The sequence below is a fragment of the Rhodococcus huquni genome (genome assembly GCF_055231055.1).
The window spans coordinates 672,289-688,109 of record NZ_JBUYWE010000001.1; the positions used below are offsets into that span (position 1 = coordinate 672,289).

General features: G+C 65.6%; 12 protein-coding genes and 1 riboswitch. Of the genes, 7 read left to right on the forward strand and 5 right to left on the reverse strand.

Annotated features, from left to right (window positions below; all coding sequences use genetic code 11):
- Positions 1 to 12: 12 nt before the first annotated feature.
- From ACZI8R_RS03090 to ACZI8R_RS03120, 7 genes are all read left to right on the forward strand, one after another.
- Positions 13 to 1,494 carry an SDR family NAD(P)-dependent oxidoreductase gene (locus ACZI8R_RS03090; protein WP_463378073.1) on the forward strand — a complete coding sequence of 494 codons (1,482 nt, stop codon included), beginning with the start codon at positions 13 to 15 and terminating at the stop codon, positions 1,492 to 1,494.
- Positions 1,495 to 1,585: 91 nt separating this feature from the next.
- Complete coding sequence (locus ACZI8R_RS03095; protein ID WP_463378074.1) at positions 1,586 to 1,990, forward strand: DUF2784 domain-containing protein; 405 nt, start codon at positions 1,586 to 1,588, stop codon at positions 1,988 to 1,990.
- Between the two features lie 9 nt (positions 1,991 to 1,999).
- Positions 2,000 to 3,259: a saccharopine dehydrogenase family protein gene (locus ACZI8R_RS03100; protein WP_463378075.1), complete on the forward strand. Its 1,260-nt coding sequence runs from the start codon at positions 2,000 to 2,002 to the stop codon at positions 3,257 to 3,259.
- Between the two features lie 264 nt (positions 3,260 to 3,523).
- A complete protein-coding gene (locus ACZI8R_RS03105; protein ID WP_463378076.1) occupies positions 3,524 to 4,513 on the forward strand; it encodes a sulfite exporter TauE/SafE family protein in 990 nt (329 codons plus the stop codon).
- Between the two features lie 107 nt (positions 4,514 to 4,620).
- Complete coding sequence (locus ACZI8R_RS03110; protein ID WP_463378077.1) at positions 4,621 to 6,804, forward strand: malate synthase G; 2,184 nt, start codon at positions 4,621 to 4,623, stop codon at positions 6,802 to 6,804.
- A gap of 137 nt (positions 6,805 to 6,941) precedes the next feature.
- Positions 6,942 to 8,708: a substrate-binding domain-containing protein gene (locus tag ACZI8R_RS03115; protein WP_463378078.1), complete on the forward strand. Its 1,767-nt coding sequence runs from the start codon at positions 6,942 to 6,944 to the stop codon at positions 8,706 to 8,708.
- Positions 8,708 to 9,895 carry a metallophosphoesterase gene (locus ACZI8R_RS03120; RefSeq protein ID WP_463378079.1) on the forward strand — a complete coding sequence of 396 codons (1,188 nt, stop codon included), beginning with the start codon at positions 8,708 to 8,710 and terminating at the stop codon, positions 9,893 to 9,895. The genes ACZI8R_RS03115 and ACZI8R_RS03120 overlap by 1 nt, the downstream gene beginning before the upstream one ends.
- Positions 9,896 to 9,917: 22 nt before the next feature.
- On the opposite strand, the gene gcvP is transcribed toward ACZI8R_RS03120, so the two are convergent.
- The 5 genes from gcvP to odhI form a co-directional block, all read right to left on the reverse strand.
- Positions 9,918 to 12,770: an aminomethyl-transferring glycine dehydrogenase gene (gcvP, locus tag ACZI8R_RS03125; protein WP_463378080.1), complete on the reverse strand. Its 2,853-nt coding sequence runs from the start codon at positions 12,768 to 12,770 to the stop codon at positions 9,918 to 9,920.
- 181 nt (positions 12,771 to 12,951) lie between these two features.
- Positions 12,952 to 13,072, reverse strand: a riboswitch (glycine riboswitch).
- 46 nt (positions 13,073 to 13,118) lie between these two features.
- A complete protein-coding gene (locus ACZI8R_RS03130; protein WP_463378209.1) occupies positions 13,119 to 13,688 on the reverse strand; it encodes a MerR family transcriptional regulator in 570 nt (189 codons plus the stop codon).
- Positions 13,689 to 14,013: 325 nt separating this feature from the next.
- The gene (locus ACZI8R_RS03135; protein ID WP_463378081.1) at positions 14,014 to 14,487 is read right to left on the reverse strand and encodes a bifunctional nuclease family protein; all 474 of its coding nucleotides are present in this window, start codon (positions 14,485 to 14,487) and stop codon (positions 14,014 to 14,016) included.
- A gap of 93 nt (positions 14,488 to 14,580) precedes the next feature.
- The gene (gene ftsR, locus ACZI8R_RS03140) at positions 14,581 to 15,321 is read right to left on the reverse strand and encodes a transcriptional regulator FtsR (protein WP_463378082.1); all 741 of its coding nucleotides are present in this window, start codon (positions 15,319 to 15,321) and stop codon (positions 14,581 to 14,583) included.
- Entirely contained in the window at positions 15,318 to 15,818 is a 501-nt protein-coding gene (gene odhI / locus ACZI8R_RS03145; protein ID WP_463371478.1) for an oxoglutarate dehydrogenase inhibitor Odhl, read from the reverse strand. The genes ftsR and odhI overlap by 4 nt, the downstream gene beginning before the upstream one ends.
- Between the last annotated feature and the right edge of the window lie 3 nt (positions 15,819 to 15,821).

Genomic DNA, 15,821 nt, shown 5'->3' on the forward strand with positions numbered 1-15,821 from the left:
GGCGAGAACCGCGTGGATGAGCACGAGCGGAATCTTGGGCCGCGCAATGATGTGGCCCGAATCGATCCGGCAGACCTGGAGATCTGTCTGCGGGTTCTCGATCAGGCTGCGGCACTGGACGACGACGATCCGGATTCGATCACGGTGCAGCGCGCAGTCGGACACCTCTTCAAGAGACTGAAGAAGCGGCGGCGCATCTCCGCACGCAACGCGGTGTCCGACGCCGATCGGAAGGTCGTCGCGGCCACCGCCACCGGCTCCCCCGACCGTATCGACGACGAGACGGCCGGCATCCTGCTCGAGTCGAACACGGAAGGCTCGGTCGCCGGCACGTTGATCCGGCCCCGCCCGTGCTACATCTGCAAGCAGCGGTACACCCGAGTCGACGCCTTCTACCACCAGCTGTGTCCCGAGTGCGCGGCGCGAAGCCACAGCAAGCGCGATGCCCGCACCGATCTCACCGGGCGCCGTGCCCTCCTCACCGGGGGCCGAGCGAAAATCGGCATGTACATCGCACTTCGGTTGCTGCGGGACGGCGCCCACACCACCATCACCACACGCTTTCCCAACGACGCCATTCGACGGTTCACCGCGATGGAGGACAGTGCGCAGTGGTTGCACCGTCTGCGCGTGGTCGGTATCGACCTGCGTGATCCGGCCCAGGTCGTGGCGCTCGCGGATTCGGTGGCGGAGCAGGGGCCTCTCGACATCTTGATCAACAACGCCGCCCAGACCGTGCGACGCTCCCCCGGCGCCTACAGTGCGCTGGCCGACGCCGAGCGCGGCGCGCTCCCGTCCGGGCAACTACCCGAGGTACTGACCTTCGGCAAGACCAGCGATGCCCATCCGGCCGCACTCGCAGGCTCGCTGTCGGATGCTTCTGCAATGGCACACGCAGCGATGACGCCCGAAGCCGTCAGTTCCCTCGCCATGGTCGCGAAATCGGCGTCGCCCGAACGGCTCGAGCAGGGTCTTGCGATCGATGCAGGCGGACTGCTGCCCGACCTCGCACACAGCAACAGCTGGGTTCAGACCGTCGAGGAGGTCGACCCCATCGAACTTCTCGAGGTTCAACTGTGCAACTCGGTTGCACCGTTCATCCTGGTCTCTCGGCTGCGACCCGCGATGGCGGCCGCAGCGGCACGGCGCAAGTACGTCGTCAACGTCTCGGCGATGGAGGGTCAGTTCGCCCGCGCCTACAAGGGACCAGGGCATCCGCACACCAACATGGCCAAGGCCGCGCTGAACATGCTGACGCGTACCAGCGCCAAGGAAATGCTCGACGACGGAATCCTGATGACAGCGGTCGACACCGGCTGGATCACGGACGAACGTCCGCACCACACCAAGATGCGTCTCGCGGACGAGGGTTTTCACGCCCCACTCGACCTGGTCGACGGCGCAGCCCGTGTGTACGACCCGATCGTGCAGGGTGAGTCGGGCGTCGATCTGCACGGGTGCTTCCTGAAGGACTACGAGCCGTCACCCTGGTGAACACCTGACGCAGTTGCGCCCGCTACCCCTTCACCCGACGTAATCTGAGGACAGACGGCATTCCGCCGTCACGTTCGAAGGTGGGGCGAAGATGCTCTATTCGGTGATTGCGAACCTGACGTTCGCGGCGCATCTCGCGTTCATCTCGTACGTCGTCGTGGGCGGATTCGTCGCATGGCGATTCCCTCGCACTCTCGCGCTCCATCTCGCAGCGGTCGCCTGGGGATTCGGCGGCATCATCGTCGGCTACGACTGCCCGCTCACCGCCTTGGAGAGTTGGGCCCGGATCCACGCCGGCGAAGCGCCGCTGCCCTCGACAGGATTCATCGCTCACTACCTCACCGGAGTGATCTATCCCGAGTCGGCGATCGGCCTCGTGCAGGTCCTGGCTGCTTCACTGGTCCTCGCCTCGTGGGTCGGCTTCGCCTTTCTCCACACTCATGGCCGCAGATCGGCCGTCCATCGCGTCACGGGCACTCGCGTTCGTCACGTATAGGCTGGCGGCATGAGTGCAAGCGAATCGAACGGAACTGCACGCGAATTCGACATCGTCGTCTACGGCGCAACCGGGTTCGTCGGCAAACTCCTTGCCGGATACCTGGCCGACAAGGCTCCTGCCACGGCCCGGATCGCGCTGGGCGGCCGGTCTCCCGAGAAGCTGGAGGCGGTGCGCGCCACCCTCGGCACACGCGCGGCCTCCTGGCCGACCATCGTCGCCGACGCCGACGATGCAGCGGGACTCGATGCGCTCGCCGCCCGCACCCGCGTGGTCGCGACCACGGTCGGCCCCTACGCCAAGTACGGACGCGAGTTGGTACGTGCCTGCGCGGAAGCCGGCACCGACTACGTCGACCTCAGCGGCGAGGTCCTGTTCGCGCGAGCCACCATCGACGCGCATCATGCGACCGCGAAGTCCACGGGGGCGCGGATCGTCCACTCGTGCGGCTTCGATTCGATTCCGTCCGACCTCGGTGTCCACGTACTCAACGAGGCCGTCGCAGCCGACGGCGCCGGTGAACTGACGGACACCACCCTCGTCGTGACGTCGCTCAGCGGCGGTGTCAGCGGGGGCACGATCGACTCGCTGCGCAACCAGATAGACGAATCCAAGAAGGCTCCCGACCTGCGGCGTGTGGCCGCGACTCCCTACTCGCTCAGCCCCGACCGGTCCCGTGAACCAGATCTGGGTCGGCAGTCCGACATGAGCATCGTGAAAGGGGGCGACATCGCTCCTGTCGTGCGCGGATGGAAGATCCCCTTCGTGATGGGCCCGGCGAACACTCGTGTCGTTCGCCGAACGAACGCCCTCCGAGACTGGGCCTACGGCCGCCAGTTCAAGTACCGCGAGGTCATGAGTGTCGGATCGTCGGCCCTCTCCCCTGCAATCGCAGTCGTGGCCACCGCCGGCATCGGCCTCGGTGTGGCCGGCCTGGCTTTCCCCCCGACCAGGGCTCTCCTCGACCGGATTCTCCCGAAGCCCGGCGAAGGTCCCGACGAGGCCGCGCGGGACAAGGGTCATTTCACGATCGACGTGTTCACCACCACGAGCACGGGCGCCCGCTATGCCTCACGGGTGAAGGCCAAGGGCGACCCTGGCTACAAGGCGACCGCAGTGATGCTCGGTGAGTCCGCGCTGGGTCTCGCCTTCGACAGGGACGCACTCCCGGACGCCGCTGGAGTGCTCACACCCGCCACCGCGATCGGGGATGTCCTCGTGAACCGCCTGCGTGCTGCGGGCGTCGAATTGTCCGCCCGCAAGCTCTGAACAACACACCGTTCGTGTCCCGGATGTGACTGCACACCACCGGGCGTCTAATCTCGTAGTGCGTGCGTAAGCACTCGTACGCGATCCACTTCGACTTACCCGGGAGCCACTGTGAACCGCACGAGCCAGGAAGGCCCAGCCGCCTCCCTAGCTCTTCGGTCCTTCTGGCCGTCCCGTCGCGGACACTGCTTCGACCAAGGATGTTGCTGAACCGGCTCGGCGCCGGTTCAACGTGCCCTTTTTCGGTCTGCAGTCGGAGTTTCCATGCTCAAGCTCTTGGTGTTCACGCTCGTCGGTGTCGGCGCTCAACTCGTCGACGGCGCCCTCGGGATGGCGTTCGGCGTGACGGCGACCACGCTGTTGGTCTTCAGCGGCGTCGGACCTGCACATGCGAGCGCCGCGGTTCACTTCGCCGAGGTGGGCACCACGTTGGCGTCGGGAGTGTCGCACTGGCGGTTCCGCAACATCGACTGGAAGCTCGTTCTCAAGCTGGGCGTGCCCGGAGCCGTAGGCGCCTTCGCCGGAGCAACCATCCTCTCCGGTCTCTCCACCGACTCCGCAGTGCCGGTCACCTCCACGATCCTGTTGGCCATCGGCGTCTATGTGCTGCTCCGATTCTCGATCAGGCCGCCCGAGGTCAACTCCGCACGCACCTCCCCACACACGGCGAAGTTCCTCTCACCGCTCGGACTGTTCGGCGGATTCATCGATGCGAGTGGAGGCGGCGGCTGGGGTCCGATCACCACGAGCACGCTCCTCTCCCGCGGTAAGACGGCGCCCCGGACGGTCATCGGATCGGTCAGTGCGTCGGAATTCCTCGTCTCCGCGGCCGCCAGCGTCGGCTTTCTCCTGGGACTCGGTAGCGACTTCTTCGACAACCTGATCATCATCGCCGGGCTCGCACTCGGCGGTGTGATCGCTGCCCCCATTGCGGCTTGGCTCGTCAGCCGGATCTCCGCAACGCTGCTCGGTACCGGCGTCGGCGGCATCATCGTCATCACCAATGCACAGAAGCTGCTGTCGAACGCGGACATCGGTGGCGCACCCGCGGCCGCCGTGTACGTCGTCCTCGTCGCCGCGTGGCTCGCACTGCTCTCCGTCGCGTGGCGGCGTTCGCGGCTCACGGCCGCCGAAGCTGCCGGTGAGTTCGTGGAAGCACCATCGCCGGACGACGTGCCTGCAACCCTCGACCCCGCAGTCGCCGACACCGATACCGCACTCGCGGACACGGACGGCGACCGATCGTCACGGTGATCTCGAACACCCCGGTCACCGGCACTCACGGGTTTACCCCCAGGTAACATCGGAAGCGATGCACGGCATCGATCAGGTGCTCCGATAGCGGAAAAGTGAGGCTATTCATGACTGAGCGTGTTCAGGTCGGCGGTCTTCAGGTCGCCAAGGTTCTCTACGATTTCGTCGGGAACGAAGCCCTTCCCGGCACCGGCGTCGACGTCGACGCCTTCTGGGCCGGCGCCGACAAGCTCTTCACCGATCTTGCACCGAAGAACCGTGACCTGCTTGCCAAGCGCGACGACCTGCAGGGCCGGATCGACACCTGGCACCGCGACCGTGCCGGCAAGCCGATCGACATGACCGAGTACAAGGCCTTCCTCGAGCAGATCGGCTACCTCGTCCCCGAGCCCGACAAGTTCGAGGTCTCGACAGCGAACGTCGACACCGAGATCACCACCACCGCAGGCCCGCAGCTCGTGGTCCCGATTCTCAACGCGAGGTTCGCCCTCAACGCATCGAACGCCCGCTGGGGTTCGCTCTACGACGCCCTGTACGGCACGGATGCCATCTCGGAGGAAGGTGGCGCCGAGAAGGGCTCGAGCTACAACAAGGTCCGCGGCGACAAGGTCATCGCCTGGGCACGCAATTTCCTCGACACCGCTGCGCCGCTCGAGTCGGGCTCGCACGCCGACTCGCAGAAGTACTCCATCGAAGGCGGCGTCCTGAAGGTCGCCCTCGCCGACGGCTCCGTCTCCGGACTCGCGCAGCCGGAGAAGTTCGTCGGCTACCGCGGCGACGCAGAGGCCCCGACCAGCGTCCTGCTACTCAACAACGGACTCCACGCCGAAATCGAGATCGACGCCTCCTCCCCCGTGGGAAGCACCGACGCGGCCGGAGTGAAGGATGTCGTGCTCGAGTCCGCGATCACCACGATCATGGACTTCGAGGACTCCGTCGCCGCCGTCGATGCGGACGACAAGGTCGTCGGATACCGGAACTGGCTCGGCCTGAACCGCGGCGATCTGACCGAGACCATCGCCAAGGGCGACAAGACGTTCACCCGCTCGCTCAATCAGGACCGCACGTACACCGAGCCCGACGGTGGTGAGCTCAGCCTGCACGGCCGCTCGCTGCTGTTCGTGCGCAACGTCGGCCACCTCATGACCAACCCGGCGATCCTCGACGCCGACGGCAACGAGCTTCCCGAGGGAATCATCGACGCACTCGTCACCAGCCTCGGTGCGGTTCACGGACTGAAGATCAACGACGAGAACGGCCCGCTCGACAACAGCCGTACCGGCTCCATCTACATCGTGAAGCCCAAGCAGCACGGCCCGGAAGAGGTCGCGTTCACGACCGAGCTGTTCGGCCGTGTCGAGGAGATCCTCGGCCTGCCTGCGAACACGCTCAAGGTGGGCATCATGGACGAGGAGCGCCGCACGACGGTCAACCTCGCGGCCTGCATCAAGGAGGCCAGCGAGCGCGTCGCGTTCATCAACACCGGCTTCCTCGACCGCACCGGCGACGAGATCCACACCTCGATGGAGGCGGGCGCCGTCGTCCGCAAGGGCGCGATGAAGCAGCAGAAGTGGATCGCTGCCTACGAGGACTGGAACGTCGACACCGGCCTGGCCACCGGGCTGAAGGGCAAGGCGCAGATCGGTAAGGGCATGTGGGCGATGACCGAGCTCATGGCCGACATGCTCGAGCAGAAGATCGGCCACCCGAAGGCCGGCGCGAACACCGCGTGGGTTCCCTCGCCCACCGGCGCCACCCTGCACGCCACGCATTACCACCAGGTGGATGTCGCGCAGGTCCAGGACGAGCTCGCGGGCAAGAAGCGGGCTCAGCTCGAGGACATCCTCACCATCCCTCTTGCTCCCGACACCAACTGGTCCGATGCCGAGAAGAAGGAAGAGCTCGACAACAACTGCCAGTCGATCCTCGGATACGTCGTCCGGTGGATCGATGCGGGTGTGGGTTGCTCGAAGGTTCCGGACATTCACGACGTCGCGTTGATGGAGGACCGTGCCACGTTGCGCATCTCCAGCCAGCTTCTCGCGAACTGGATCCGCCACGACATCGTGTCGGAAGCGGACGTCGTCGCGGCACTCGAACGCATGGCTCCAGTCGTCGATCGCCAGAACGCCGGCGATGCCGACTACCGGCCGATGGCTCCCGACTTCGACTCCAACATCGCCTTCCAGGCGGCCAAGGAGCTGATTCTCGAGGGAACGAAGCAGCCGAGCGGTTACACCGAGCCGATCCTGCATCGCCGCCGTCGTGAGTACAAGGCAGCCAACGCCTGACACCACACACGAAACTCGACACGTCTCGACCCCGTCGCCGCAGGTGGCGGGGTCGAGACGTCGGTGCCGGTGGGCGCCGTCATTAGACTCGGCGGGGCTGGAAACGAAGAGTCGACACAGAGCAGGAAGAGAACCAGGTGGGACAGCATCGCGACGAAGGCGGCATCAGAGGCGTCAGCAAGGGTCCCGTCATCGTCGTCGGACTCGTCGTCCTTCTCGTCCTTGCGGTGGTCGGCTGGTTCCAACTTCGCGAGCGAATCGATTCGCAGGGCGCACAGGCGGCAGGCACCTGTGTGGAAGGTGAAGCGATTCTGCACGTGACCGCGGATCCGGATATCGCGCCCACGGTGGAAGAACTCGCAACTGCGTACACGGACACCGATCCGGTCGTTCGCGATCACTGTGTGCGTGTCGAGGTCGCGTCGAAGCCCACCGGAACGGTCGGCGCAGCCTTGAGCGCCGATCCCGGCGCCCCCTGGGACGAAGACGGTCTCGGGCCGCGTCCGGACCTGTGGATTCCCGACTCGACGGCGTCGCTCCGACAATTGACTCGGCCCGACATCGTGCCCGGTGAACCGCGATCCATCGCTGCCACACCGGTAGTGCTCGCAGTGCCACGTGACGTGTCCGCGGCACTCTCCGCTGCCCCCACCGGATGGCAGGATCTGCCGGCACTGCAGAGCGGGCCGACATCACTACAGGACCGCGGACTGCCCGGGTGGGGCAACCTGAGGCTTGCTTTGCCCATCGGCGCCGATTCGTCTCCTACCGCGATGGCAGTGAACGCCGTCGCCGCGGCGCTGGCCGAAAGTCCCGGTGAGCCGCTCACCCCCGAACAAGTCACGGACGGAAGGGTGCGCAGCGCGATCACCGAGCTGTCCCGCGATGCTCCCCAGAGGCCGTCGCCGGAGTCCACGACGTCCGAGACCGTCGCCGACATGATGACGCACTCCGACGAAGGGGACGCTGCGGTGCACGCCGTACCCAGCACCGAGCAGCGGGTCTTCGCCACCCTTCGGGAGGATCCGCGCGCAGGACTCACCGCGTTCGTTCCGTCCGGGTCGACACCGGTGGCCGACTACCCCGCAGCAATCCTCGCAGGCACGGACGAGACCAAGTCTCGTGCCGCGTCGGAGTTCGTCGAGTTCCTCCGAGCCCCGGAACAGGCACAGAGTTTTGCGGATGCCGGGTTCCAGGTGTCCGCCACCACACCACCCGCAGATTCTCCACTCGACTTCACCCAGATCGACTCCCCGCTCGCGCCCGCAGAGCCACCCGCAGCCGCAGCGCTTGCGAAGATCGTGGAATCTCCTGTCCCAGATCGTGCCACCACCGTCCTTCTCGACGAATCCCGCTCCATGGGCGCCACAGAAGGCTCGGCGACCCGCCTTGCCAACACCACCGCTGCACTGGGCGCGCGGATCGAGGCGGCTCCGAAGACCTCGAACTTCGGTCTGTGGGTATACAGCCAGAATCTGGACGGGTCGACGCCCTACCGGACCGTCGTGCCCACCGGTCCCCTCGCCGAGGGTGATCGCCGCCAGGAACTCGAGCGCGGACTGTCGAACGCTCAGCCCGGAACCGGTTCGTGGACGTACGCCTCCCTGTCGGCTGCGTACGAGGATGCCGTGAACAACTACGTTCCAGGTCGCACGAACTCCGTTCTCCTCGTCACCGACGGCGCAGACGACCAGCCGCAGTCGACCCGAGCGGAATTGCTCGCCGCCCTCGCCGCGGCAACCGACGAAGGCTCCCCTGTACGGATCGACGTGATCTCCATCGGTGACAATCCCGCCGAAAGCACACTGCAGGCGGCATCGGACCGGACCGGCGGCACCCTCGTGAACATCGACTCGACCGACGGCCCCGCCCTCGGCGAAGCCATCGAAAGGCTTTCCTCCTGATGGTCAGACTCGTGATTTTCGGCGTCGTCCTCGGCCTCGTCACCTGGCTGCTGCACCGGCGCCTCGTTCGAGCAACCGGCATCCCGGGCGGGTGGGCGCGTCTCGCCGATGTCGTCCTCGTCGTGCTGTGGGCGCTCACCCTCGTCGGGGTCGGGTCGGGCGAGGTGTTCGACACGAGCTGGGCCCGTCCCGTCGGCTTCCTCGGCTGGGTATGGCTGGCTTCCCTGTTGTACTTGTTGATCGGCCTGCTGCTCATCGCAATCGTCTCCGGCGTGCTGCGGATTGCGCGACGGCGACGAGGTACGTCGACCCTGAAGGCGCCCGACCCGGAGGCCGTGGACCCGTCGAAGACCGTCGACACGGGTCGTCGGAACGTCCTTCGCGTAGGCACGGGAATCGTCGTCCTGGGAGCGCTGGCGACCGCCGGCTACGGCGTCCGAGAGGCCGCGAATCCTCGACTGGTGCGAGTCCGCGTCCCACTCGCCCGATTGCCCAGGGACTTCGAAGGCATGCGGATCGCGCTGGTATCGGATCTGCATGTGGGTCCGGCTCGCGGTGTCGCTTTCACCCGCCATGTCGTCGACCAGGTCAACGCCGAGAACGTCGACCTCGTCGCACTGGTCGGAGATCTGGTCGACGGCACCGTGTCCAAGGTGTCACCGGACCTCGCACCCCTCGCCGACCTTCGAACACCGCTCGGTGTGTACGGCGTGAGCGGGAATCACGAGTTCTATGCCGACGACGGCGGCCGTTGGCTGGACGTATGGGACGGCCTGGGGATTCACACCCTGCGCAACGAGCGCGTCGAACTTCGCCGCGGAGACGGCGTGATCGACCTTGCCGGCGTCCACGACTTCACGTCGCCGGCCCCGTACGAACCCGATCTCGCGTCCGCTCTCGCCGACCGCGACCCCGATCGCGCCGTCGTGTTGCTGGCGCACCAACCGAAACAGGTTGTCGAGGCATCCGAGCTGGGCGTGGACCTTCAGCTGTCCGGCCACACCCACGGTGGTCAGATGTGGCCACTCGGCTATCTTGTTCCGGCGCAACAGCCATCGGTGACCGGCCTCGACCGGTTCGGCCCCACGACCCTCTACACGAGCCGCGGCGCCGGAGCGTGGGGGCCGCCGGTACGGGTGGGGACACCGCCCGAGATCACGATCCTCGAACTGGTTCGCGAATCCTGACCTCGAGCGGGCCTCGTGCCCGTCAGGCGTCCTGGAACGCCTCGATCGGCGGGCACGAGCACACCAGGTTGCGGTCGCCGTGCGCACCGTCGATGCGGCGCACCGCCGGCCAGACCTTCGGTCGTGCCTTGCCACGCGGGTAGACCGCGATCTCCCGCGAGTAGGGATGATTCCACTCGTCGACGAGGCATTCCGCAGTGTGGGGTGCGCCGCGCAGCGGGTTGTCTTCGACCGGCCACTCGCCCGCGCCGACGCGATCGATCTCCTTGCGGATCGCGATCATGGCATCGCAGAACTCGTCGATCTCGGCGAGATTCTCACTCTCCGTCGGCTCGACCATCAGGGTCCCGGCTACCGGGAAGCTCATGGTCGGTGCGTGGAATCCGTAGTCCGCGAGACGCTTCGCCACGTCGTCGACGGTCACACCGGTTTCCTTGGTCAGCCCACGCAGATCGAGGATGCATTCGTGGGCGACCATTCCGCCTTCGCCGGTGTAGAGAACCGGGAAGTACTCGTCGAGTCGGCGCGCGATGTAGTTGGCCGACGCGATCGCGGTGAGGCTCGCGCGACGCAGGCCCTCGGCTCCCATCATGCGGATGTACGCCCACGTGATCGGCAGAATCGATGCGCTGCCGTACGGAGCAGCAGACACCGGACCGCTCTCACCGAGTTCGGGGGCCATCGGGTGTCCGGGCAGGAAGGGCGCAAGATGTGACCGGACACCGATCGGCCCGACACCCGGGCCGCCACCTCCGTGCGGGATGCAGAAGGTCTTGTGCAGATTGAGGTGGCTGACGTCGCCACCGAACCGTCCGGGACGAGCAAGCCCCACGAGTGCGTTGAGGTTTGCGCCGTCCACGTAGACCTGCCCACCCGCATCGTGCACTGCGGCGCAGATATCCGAGATCTCGTGCTCGTACACACCGTGTGTCGACGGGTAGGTGATCATGATCGCAGCCAGGCGTTCCGAGTGATCGGCGATCTTCGCCTTCAGGTCGTCCACGTCGACGTCGCCGTTGGGCCTGCACGCCACGACCTCGACACGCATCCCGACCATCACCGCGGATGCGGCGTTCGTTCCGTGCGCACTGGACGGAATCAGGCAGGTGTCCCGCTCGGTGTCACCGCGCGACAGGTGGTAGTTGCGGATGGCGAGCAGTCCGGCGTACTCACCCTGGCTGCCCGCATTCGGTTGCAGGCTCACCGCGTCGTATCCCGTGACGGACACGAGCCACTGTTCGAGGTCCTTGATGATCGCGAGCATGCCGGGCGCATCGGAAGTCGGAGCAAACGGGTGCAAGCGCGAAATCGACGGCCAGGTGATGGCCTCCATCTCCGCGGTGGCGTTCAGCTTCATCGTGCACGAGCCGAGCGGGATCATGCTCCGGTCCAAGGCAATGTCCTTGTCGGAGAGTGCACGCAGGTACCGCAGCATCGCGGTCTCCGTGCGGTACCGAACGAAGGCCTCGTGCTGCAGGTATTCACTGGTCCGCAGTTGTCCGGTCGGGAGTGCGGGCTCCGACGCGAACTCGACTCCCGCTTCCACGGCGAAGGCGCGCAGCACCGTCGCCAGGTGCTCGTCCGTGGTCGCCTCGTCACAGGTGATCGAGACATGATCAGCGTCGACGAGCCAGAGATTCACGCCTGCCTGCGCAGCCTTTTCCAAGACATCCGCAGCCGAACCTGTCACCTCGACGAGGATGGTGTCGAAGAAGTGGTCGTGTACGACACGCACACCGGCCGCCGACAACGTGTTCGCGAGACCGCGCGCTTGCCGTGCGACTCGCTCGGCGATCGCCTTCAATCCCTCGGCACCGTGATAGCTCGCGTACATCGCCGCCAGGATCGCGAGAAGCACCTGTGCCGTGCAGATGTTGGAGGTCGCCTTCTCACGACGAATGTGCTGTTCACGCGTCTGAAGTGCCAGTCGATACGCCGTGGTTCCGTCCGCATCCACCGATACGCCCACGAGTCGTCCTGGCAGCTGCCGTGCGTGCTTCGTGTGCACTGCGAGGTAGCCCGCGTGGGGTCCGCCGAAGCCCATCGGGACACCGAAGCGCTGGGTGGTGCCGAAGCACGCGTCCGCACCGAGCTCGCCGGGAGGCGTCAGCAGCGTCAATGCGAGCAGGTCGGCGCCGACGGCGACGAGCGCGCCACGCTCGTGAGCGGCGTCGATCACTCCGGACAGGTCGGTGACGCGGCCGGAGGCGCCGGGCATCTGCGCCAGGACGCCGTAGAAGTCGCCTTCGGGCAGTCCTTCGGTGAGGTCGGCAACGACGACCTCGATACCCAAGGGCTCGGCTCGCGTCTCGATCACCGCGAGAGTCTGGGGGTAGAGGTCTGCGTCCACGACGAAACGCGGCGACTTGCTCTTGTTCGCGCGCCGGAGCAGCGTCATCGCCTCGGCGGCCGCGGTTCCCTCGTCGAGCATCGAGGAGTTGGCGACCTCCATGCCGGTCAGGTCGCCGACCATCGTCTGGAAGTTCAGGAGCGCCTCGAGACGGCCCTGGCTGATCTCCGGCTGGTAGGGCGTGTACGCCGTGTACCAGGCCGGATTCTCGATGATGTTCCGAAGAAGAACAGGAGGCGTGAGGGTGTCGTGGTAACCGAGACCGATCATCGATGTCGCGACCGTGTTCTGCCCCGCCAACGACGCCAGTTCGGCGAGCGCTTCATGCTCCCCCACGGGCGCCGGGAGGGTGTCGAGGCCGTCGGCGATCCCGGATTCGACACCGTCGAGAATGGCGGCGGGGACGGCCTTCGAGGCGAGAGCGTCGAGCGAATCCACGCCGATCAGTTCGAGGATGCGGGTGAGTTCGGGAGTGCTCGGCCCGATATGACGGTCGGCGAATGTACGGCTTGCGGCATCGACCACGTTGGCTCCAGACGATTCGGAGGAACAGGACACGCACCACGTCGTGGTACGCACCTCCCCCTCTGTCGCCTGCTCGTGGTCACGAGCGCCTGAGAGATTCGGTACCGACCCGATCGACAACGACCGGAGCAGCCCTTTCCCCGTGGGCGGGTGGGTGCTCCCACCGCTTTCCAGAGGCGTCGGAGCCCGCACGGTCCTGGATGCCTGAGAGATTGACGGGGAGGTGTTGCTCCTTCGGCGCCCGATCACGCAGCACAGGAAGACCTGTGTCGCGATACTCGGAACTCTCCCGCACGGCGTCGACGCAGAGGCCAGTCTATGCCACTGCCTAACCGATCTGGGCCACTGCTAACCGATCTTGCGGTTCGCACGGTTCTTGCGACGCGACGCGAGTTCGTCCTCCGGGCTTTCCTCGGCCTCGCCGTCGATGGCACGCTCTGCAGGGAAGTCCGCGATGGTGCCCGTCAGTTCGCGCATCGCACCGCTGACCGCAATACCGAACACGCCTTGCCCGCCTTGCAGAAGGTCGACGACCTCTTCGGGTGACGTGCACTCGTACACGGTCGTACCGTCCGAGAAGAGGGTGATCTTGGCGAGATCGCCGACACCACGTTTACGCAGATGATCGACCGCGACGCGAATGTTCTGTAGCGAGATTCCGGTGTCCAGCAGCCGCTTGACGATCTTCAGGACGAGAATGTCCTTGAAGGAATACAGGCGTTGACTGCCCGACCCCGCTGCGCCCCGAATCGACGGCACGACCAGCGAAGTCCGCGCCCAGTAGTCGAGTTGCCGGTAGGTGATGCCCGCGATCTGGCACGCACTGGGTACTCGGTAACCCACCAGCTCGTCCGGCACAGAATCGTCTGGGAAGAGACCTGGCTGGACGTCTTCGGACCCGAAGTCGGAATCAGCGATTCGCTCGTCGTCCGAATGCCCGGCGCCGACGCCAAGCACGAGGTTCGCCCCGTTCTCCTGCGACCGATCTCCCACTGAGTACTCCCTCTCGCATGTGGCACTGAACCCGACGATCAGTGCGCCTGATGACGCGCGCGTCGCCAGAGTGACATCGAGCAAATCCGCATCGTGGATTTGTCCAGCTTACTCTCGATGCCCCCTGCAGGGCATTCGTTCACTGCAGAGAACGCTACGACCCGCCCGAAACCGGGTCAATGCGACGCGCCGCAAACCTCAACCTTTACTTGAGACTTTTGAGATTCGTACGTCAGCGGCAGAGAGCAATCTATCCGTCGGTCGCCTTGAAATCGTCCGGCGACACGGAGTCGAGGAATTCTTTGAACTTCTCGACCTCGTCTTCGCGCTCGTCCGGCATCACGAGGCCGGCCTCGGCGAGAACCGATTCGTCGGCAAAGATGGGAACACCGGCGCGTAGCGCGATCGCAATCGAATCGGACGGACGGGCCGAGACACGCGTGTCGCCGTCGAACACGAGGTCTGCGTAGAAGGTTCCCTCTTGGAGGTCGACGATCCGGACCTCTTCGAGGGTACGACCGAATGCCTCGAAGAGGTTCTTGATCAAGTCGTGAGTGAGCGGCCGGGCCGGCTCCACACCTTGCTGTTCGAGCGCAATCGCGGTGGCCTCGGTCTGGCCGATCCAGATCGGTAGATAGCGATCACCGTCGGTTTCGCGCAGCAGCAGGACAGGCGCATTCTGAGGCTGCTCGACACGAACTCCGATCACGTGCATTTCGCTCATCGTGCTGCCTCCAACCTGCGGACTGGGTACGGAAACCGCGAGCGTGAATCCGTACCTGGATTCTATTCGATCAGAGCGAACCGTTCGACCGCGTCAGCGATCGAGCGCACCCCGTACAGCCGACTTCACAAGACACGTATGCAAAGTGAGCGACAGTGCTGCGAGCTCGCGCACCATCTCCTCTGCCCGGTCGCGTGCACCCGCGTCACGGCCCTTCGCGATCGGTCCGGCGATCTGAGCCACCAGCCCCGCCTCGCGATCGGCAGCCAACTTGAACGCCCTGAGATGCCGAACCTCGAGGCCGAACTCCGACATCGCCTTCGCGGTCCGGGCGAGCGTGACGGCTTCTTCGTCGAAGAATCCGGCCGCGCCGGGCACGACAAGACCTGCGCGGACGAGCTCGCCGAGAAACTTCTCGTCGATACCTGCCCGCGAGATCATGTCGTCGCGGCCGATACGAACCTCTCGGTCCGAACGGAACTCCTCGGGTGAGACGTCGCCGGGAGCGACGACCAGCGCGCGGGGACGACGCGGCGCGTCTTCCCCGCCCACCGTGGCCACACCACTGTCGATCGCCTCGAGTTGTTCCTTGATGACCTTCAGCGGCAGATACTGATCCCGCTGCGCCGTCAGCACGTAACGCAGACGTTCGCAGTCCGCGAGCGAGAAACGCCGGTACCCCGACGGTGTCCGCTCGGGACTGATGAGCCCCTCGGCTTCGAGGAAGCGAATCTTCGAGATCGTCACATCAGGGAAGTCGGTACGAAGTCGGTCCAGAACGGTACCGATCGACATCCCGGCTTGCGCCTGCTGCTGCTGCCGCACCGCCGTCATTGGCTACCTGCACCTGCCGACGATTCACCGATCTGCGAGCCACCGGACGCCGCGCGGGGTCCGGTGAGGAAGACCAGTCGGAACTTGCCGATCTGCACCTCGTCACCGTTCGCAAGAACAGCCGAATCGACAGGCTCGCGATTGACGTACGTGCCGTTGAGGCTTCCCACGTCCACGACCTGGAACTCGTCCTCGTCCTGACGGAATTCGGCATGTCGACGACTCACGGTCACGTCGTCGAGGAAAATGTCGCTGTCCGGATGACGACCGGCCGAAGTGGTCGGCTGATCCAGCAGGAACCGCGATCCTGCGTTCGGCCCGCGCTTGACGACGAGCAGTGCGGAACCTGCGGGCAGGCCCTCCACGCCGGATACGGGTGCCTCCGAAGCCTGCGAACTGGTCGCATTGTCGAGCTCGTTCAGAAAATCTGCCCGGAAGACCGATGTCGTTTCTGCCGGCGTTTCCCCATAACCCGCGTCGTTGCCGTTCTCGCTCACCGT

Excerpts from the sequence above, each read along its gene's own strand:
- ACZI8R_RS03135 (WP_463378081.1), bottom strand. The coding sequence starts at position 14,487 with ATGAGCGAAATGCACGTGATCGGAGTTCGTGTCGAGCAGCCTCAGAAT.
- ftsR (WP_463378082.1), bottom strand. The coding sequence starts at position 15,321 with ATGACGGCGGTGCGGCAGCAGCAGCAGGCGCAAGCCGGGATGTCGATC.
- ACZI8R_RS03120 (WP_463378079.1), top strand. The coding sequence starts at position 8,708 with ATGGTCAGACTCGTGATTTTCGGCGTCGTCCTCGGCCTCGTCACCTGG.
- ACZI8R_RS03095 (WP_463378074.1), top strand. The coding sequence starts at position 1,586 with ATGCTCTATTCGGTGATTGCGAACCTGACGTTCGCGGCGCATCTCGCG.
- ACZI8R_RS03105 (WP_463378076.1), top strand. The coding sequence starts at position 3,524 with ATGCTCAAGCTCTTGGTGTTCACGCTCGTCGGTGTCGGCGCTCAACTC.
- ACZI8R_RS03110 (WP_463378077.1), top strand. The coding sequence starts at position 4,621 with ATGACTGAGCGTGTTCAGGTCGGCGGTCTTCAGGTCGCCAAGGTTCTC.
- ACZI8R_RS03100 (WP_463378075.1), top strand. The coding sequence starts at position 2,000 with ATGAGTGCAAGCGAATCGAACGGAACTGCACGCGAATTCGACATCGTC.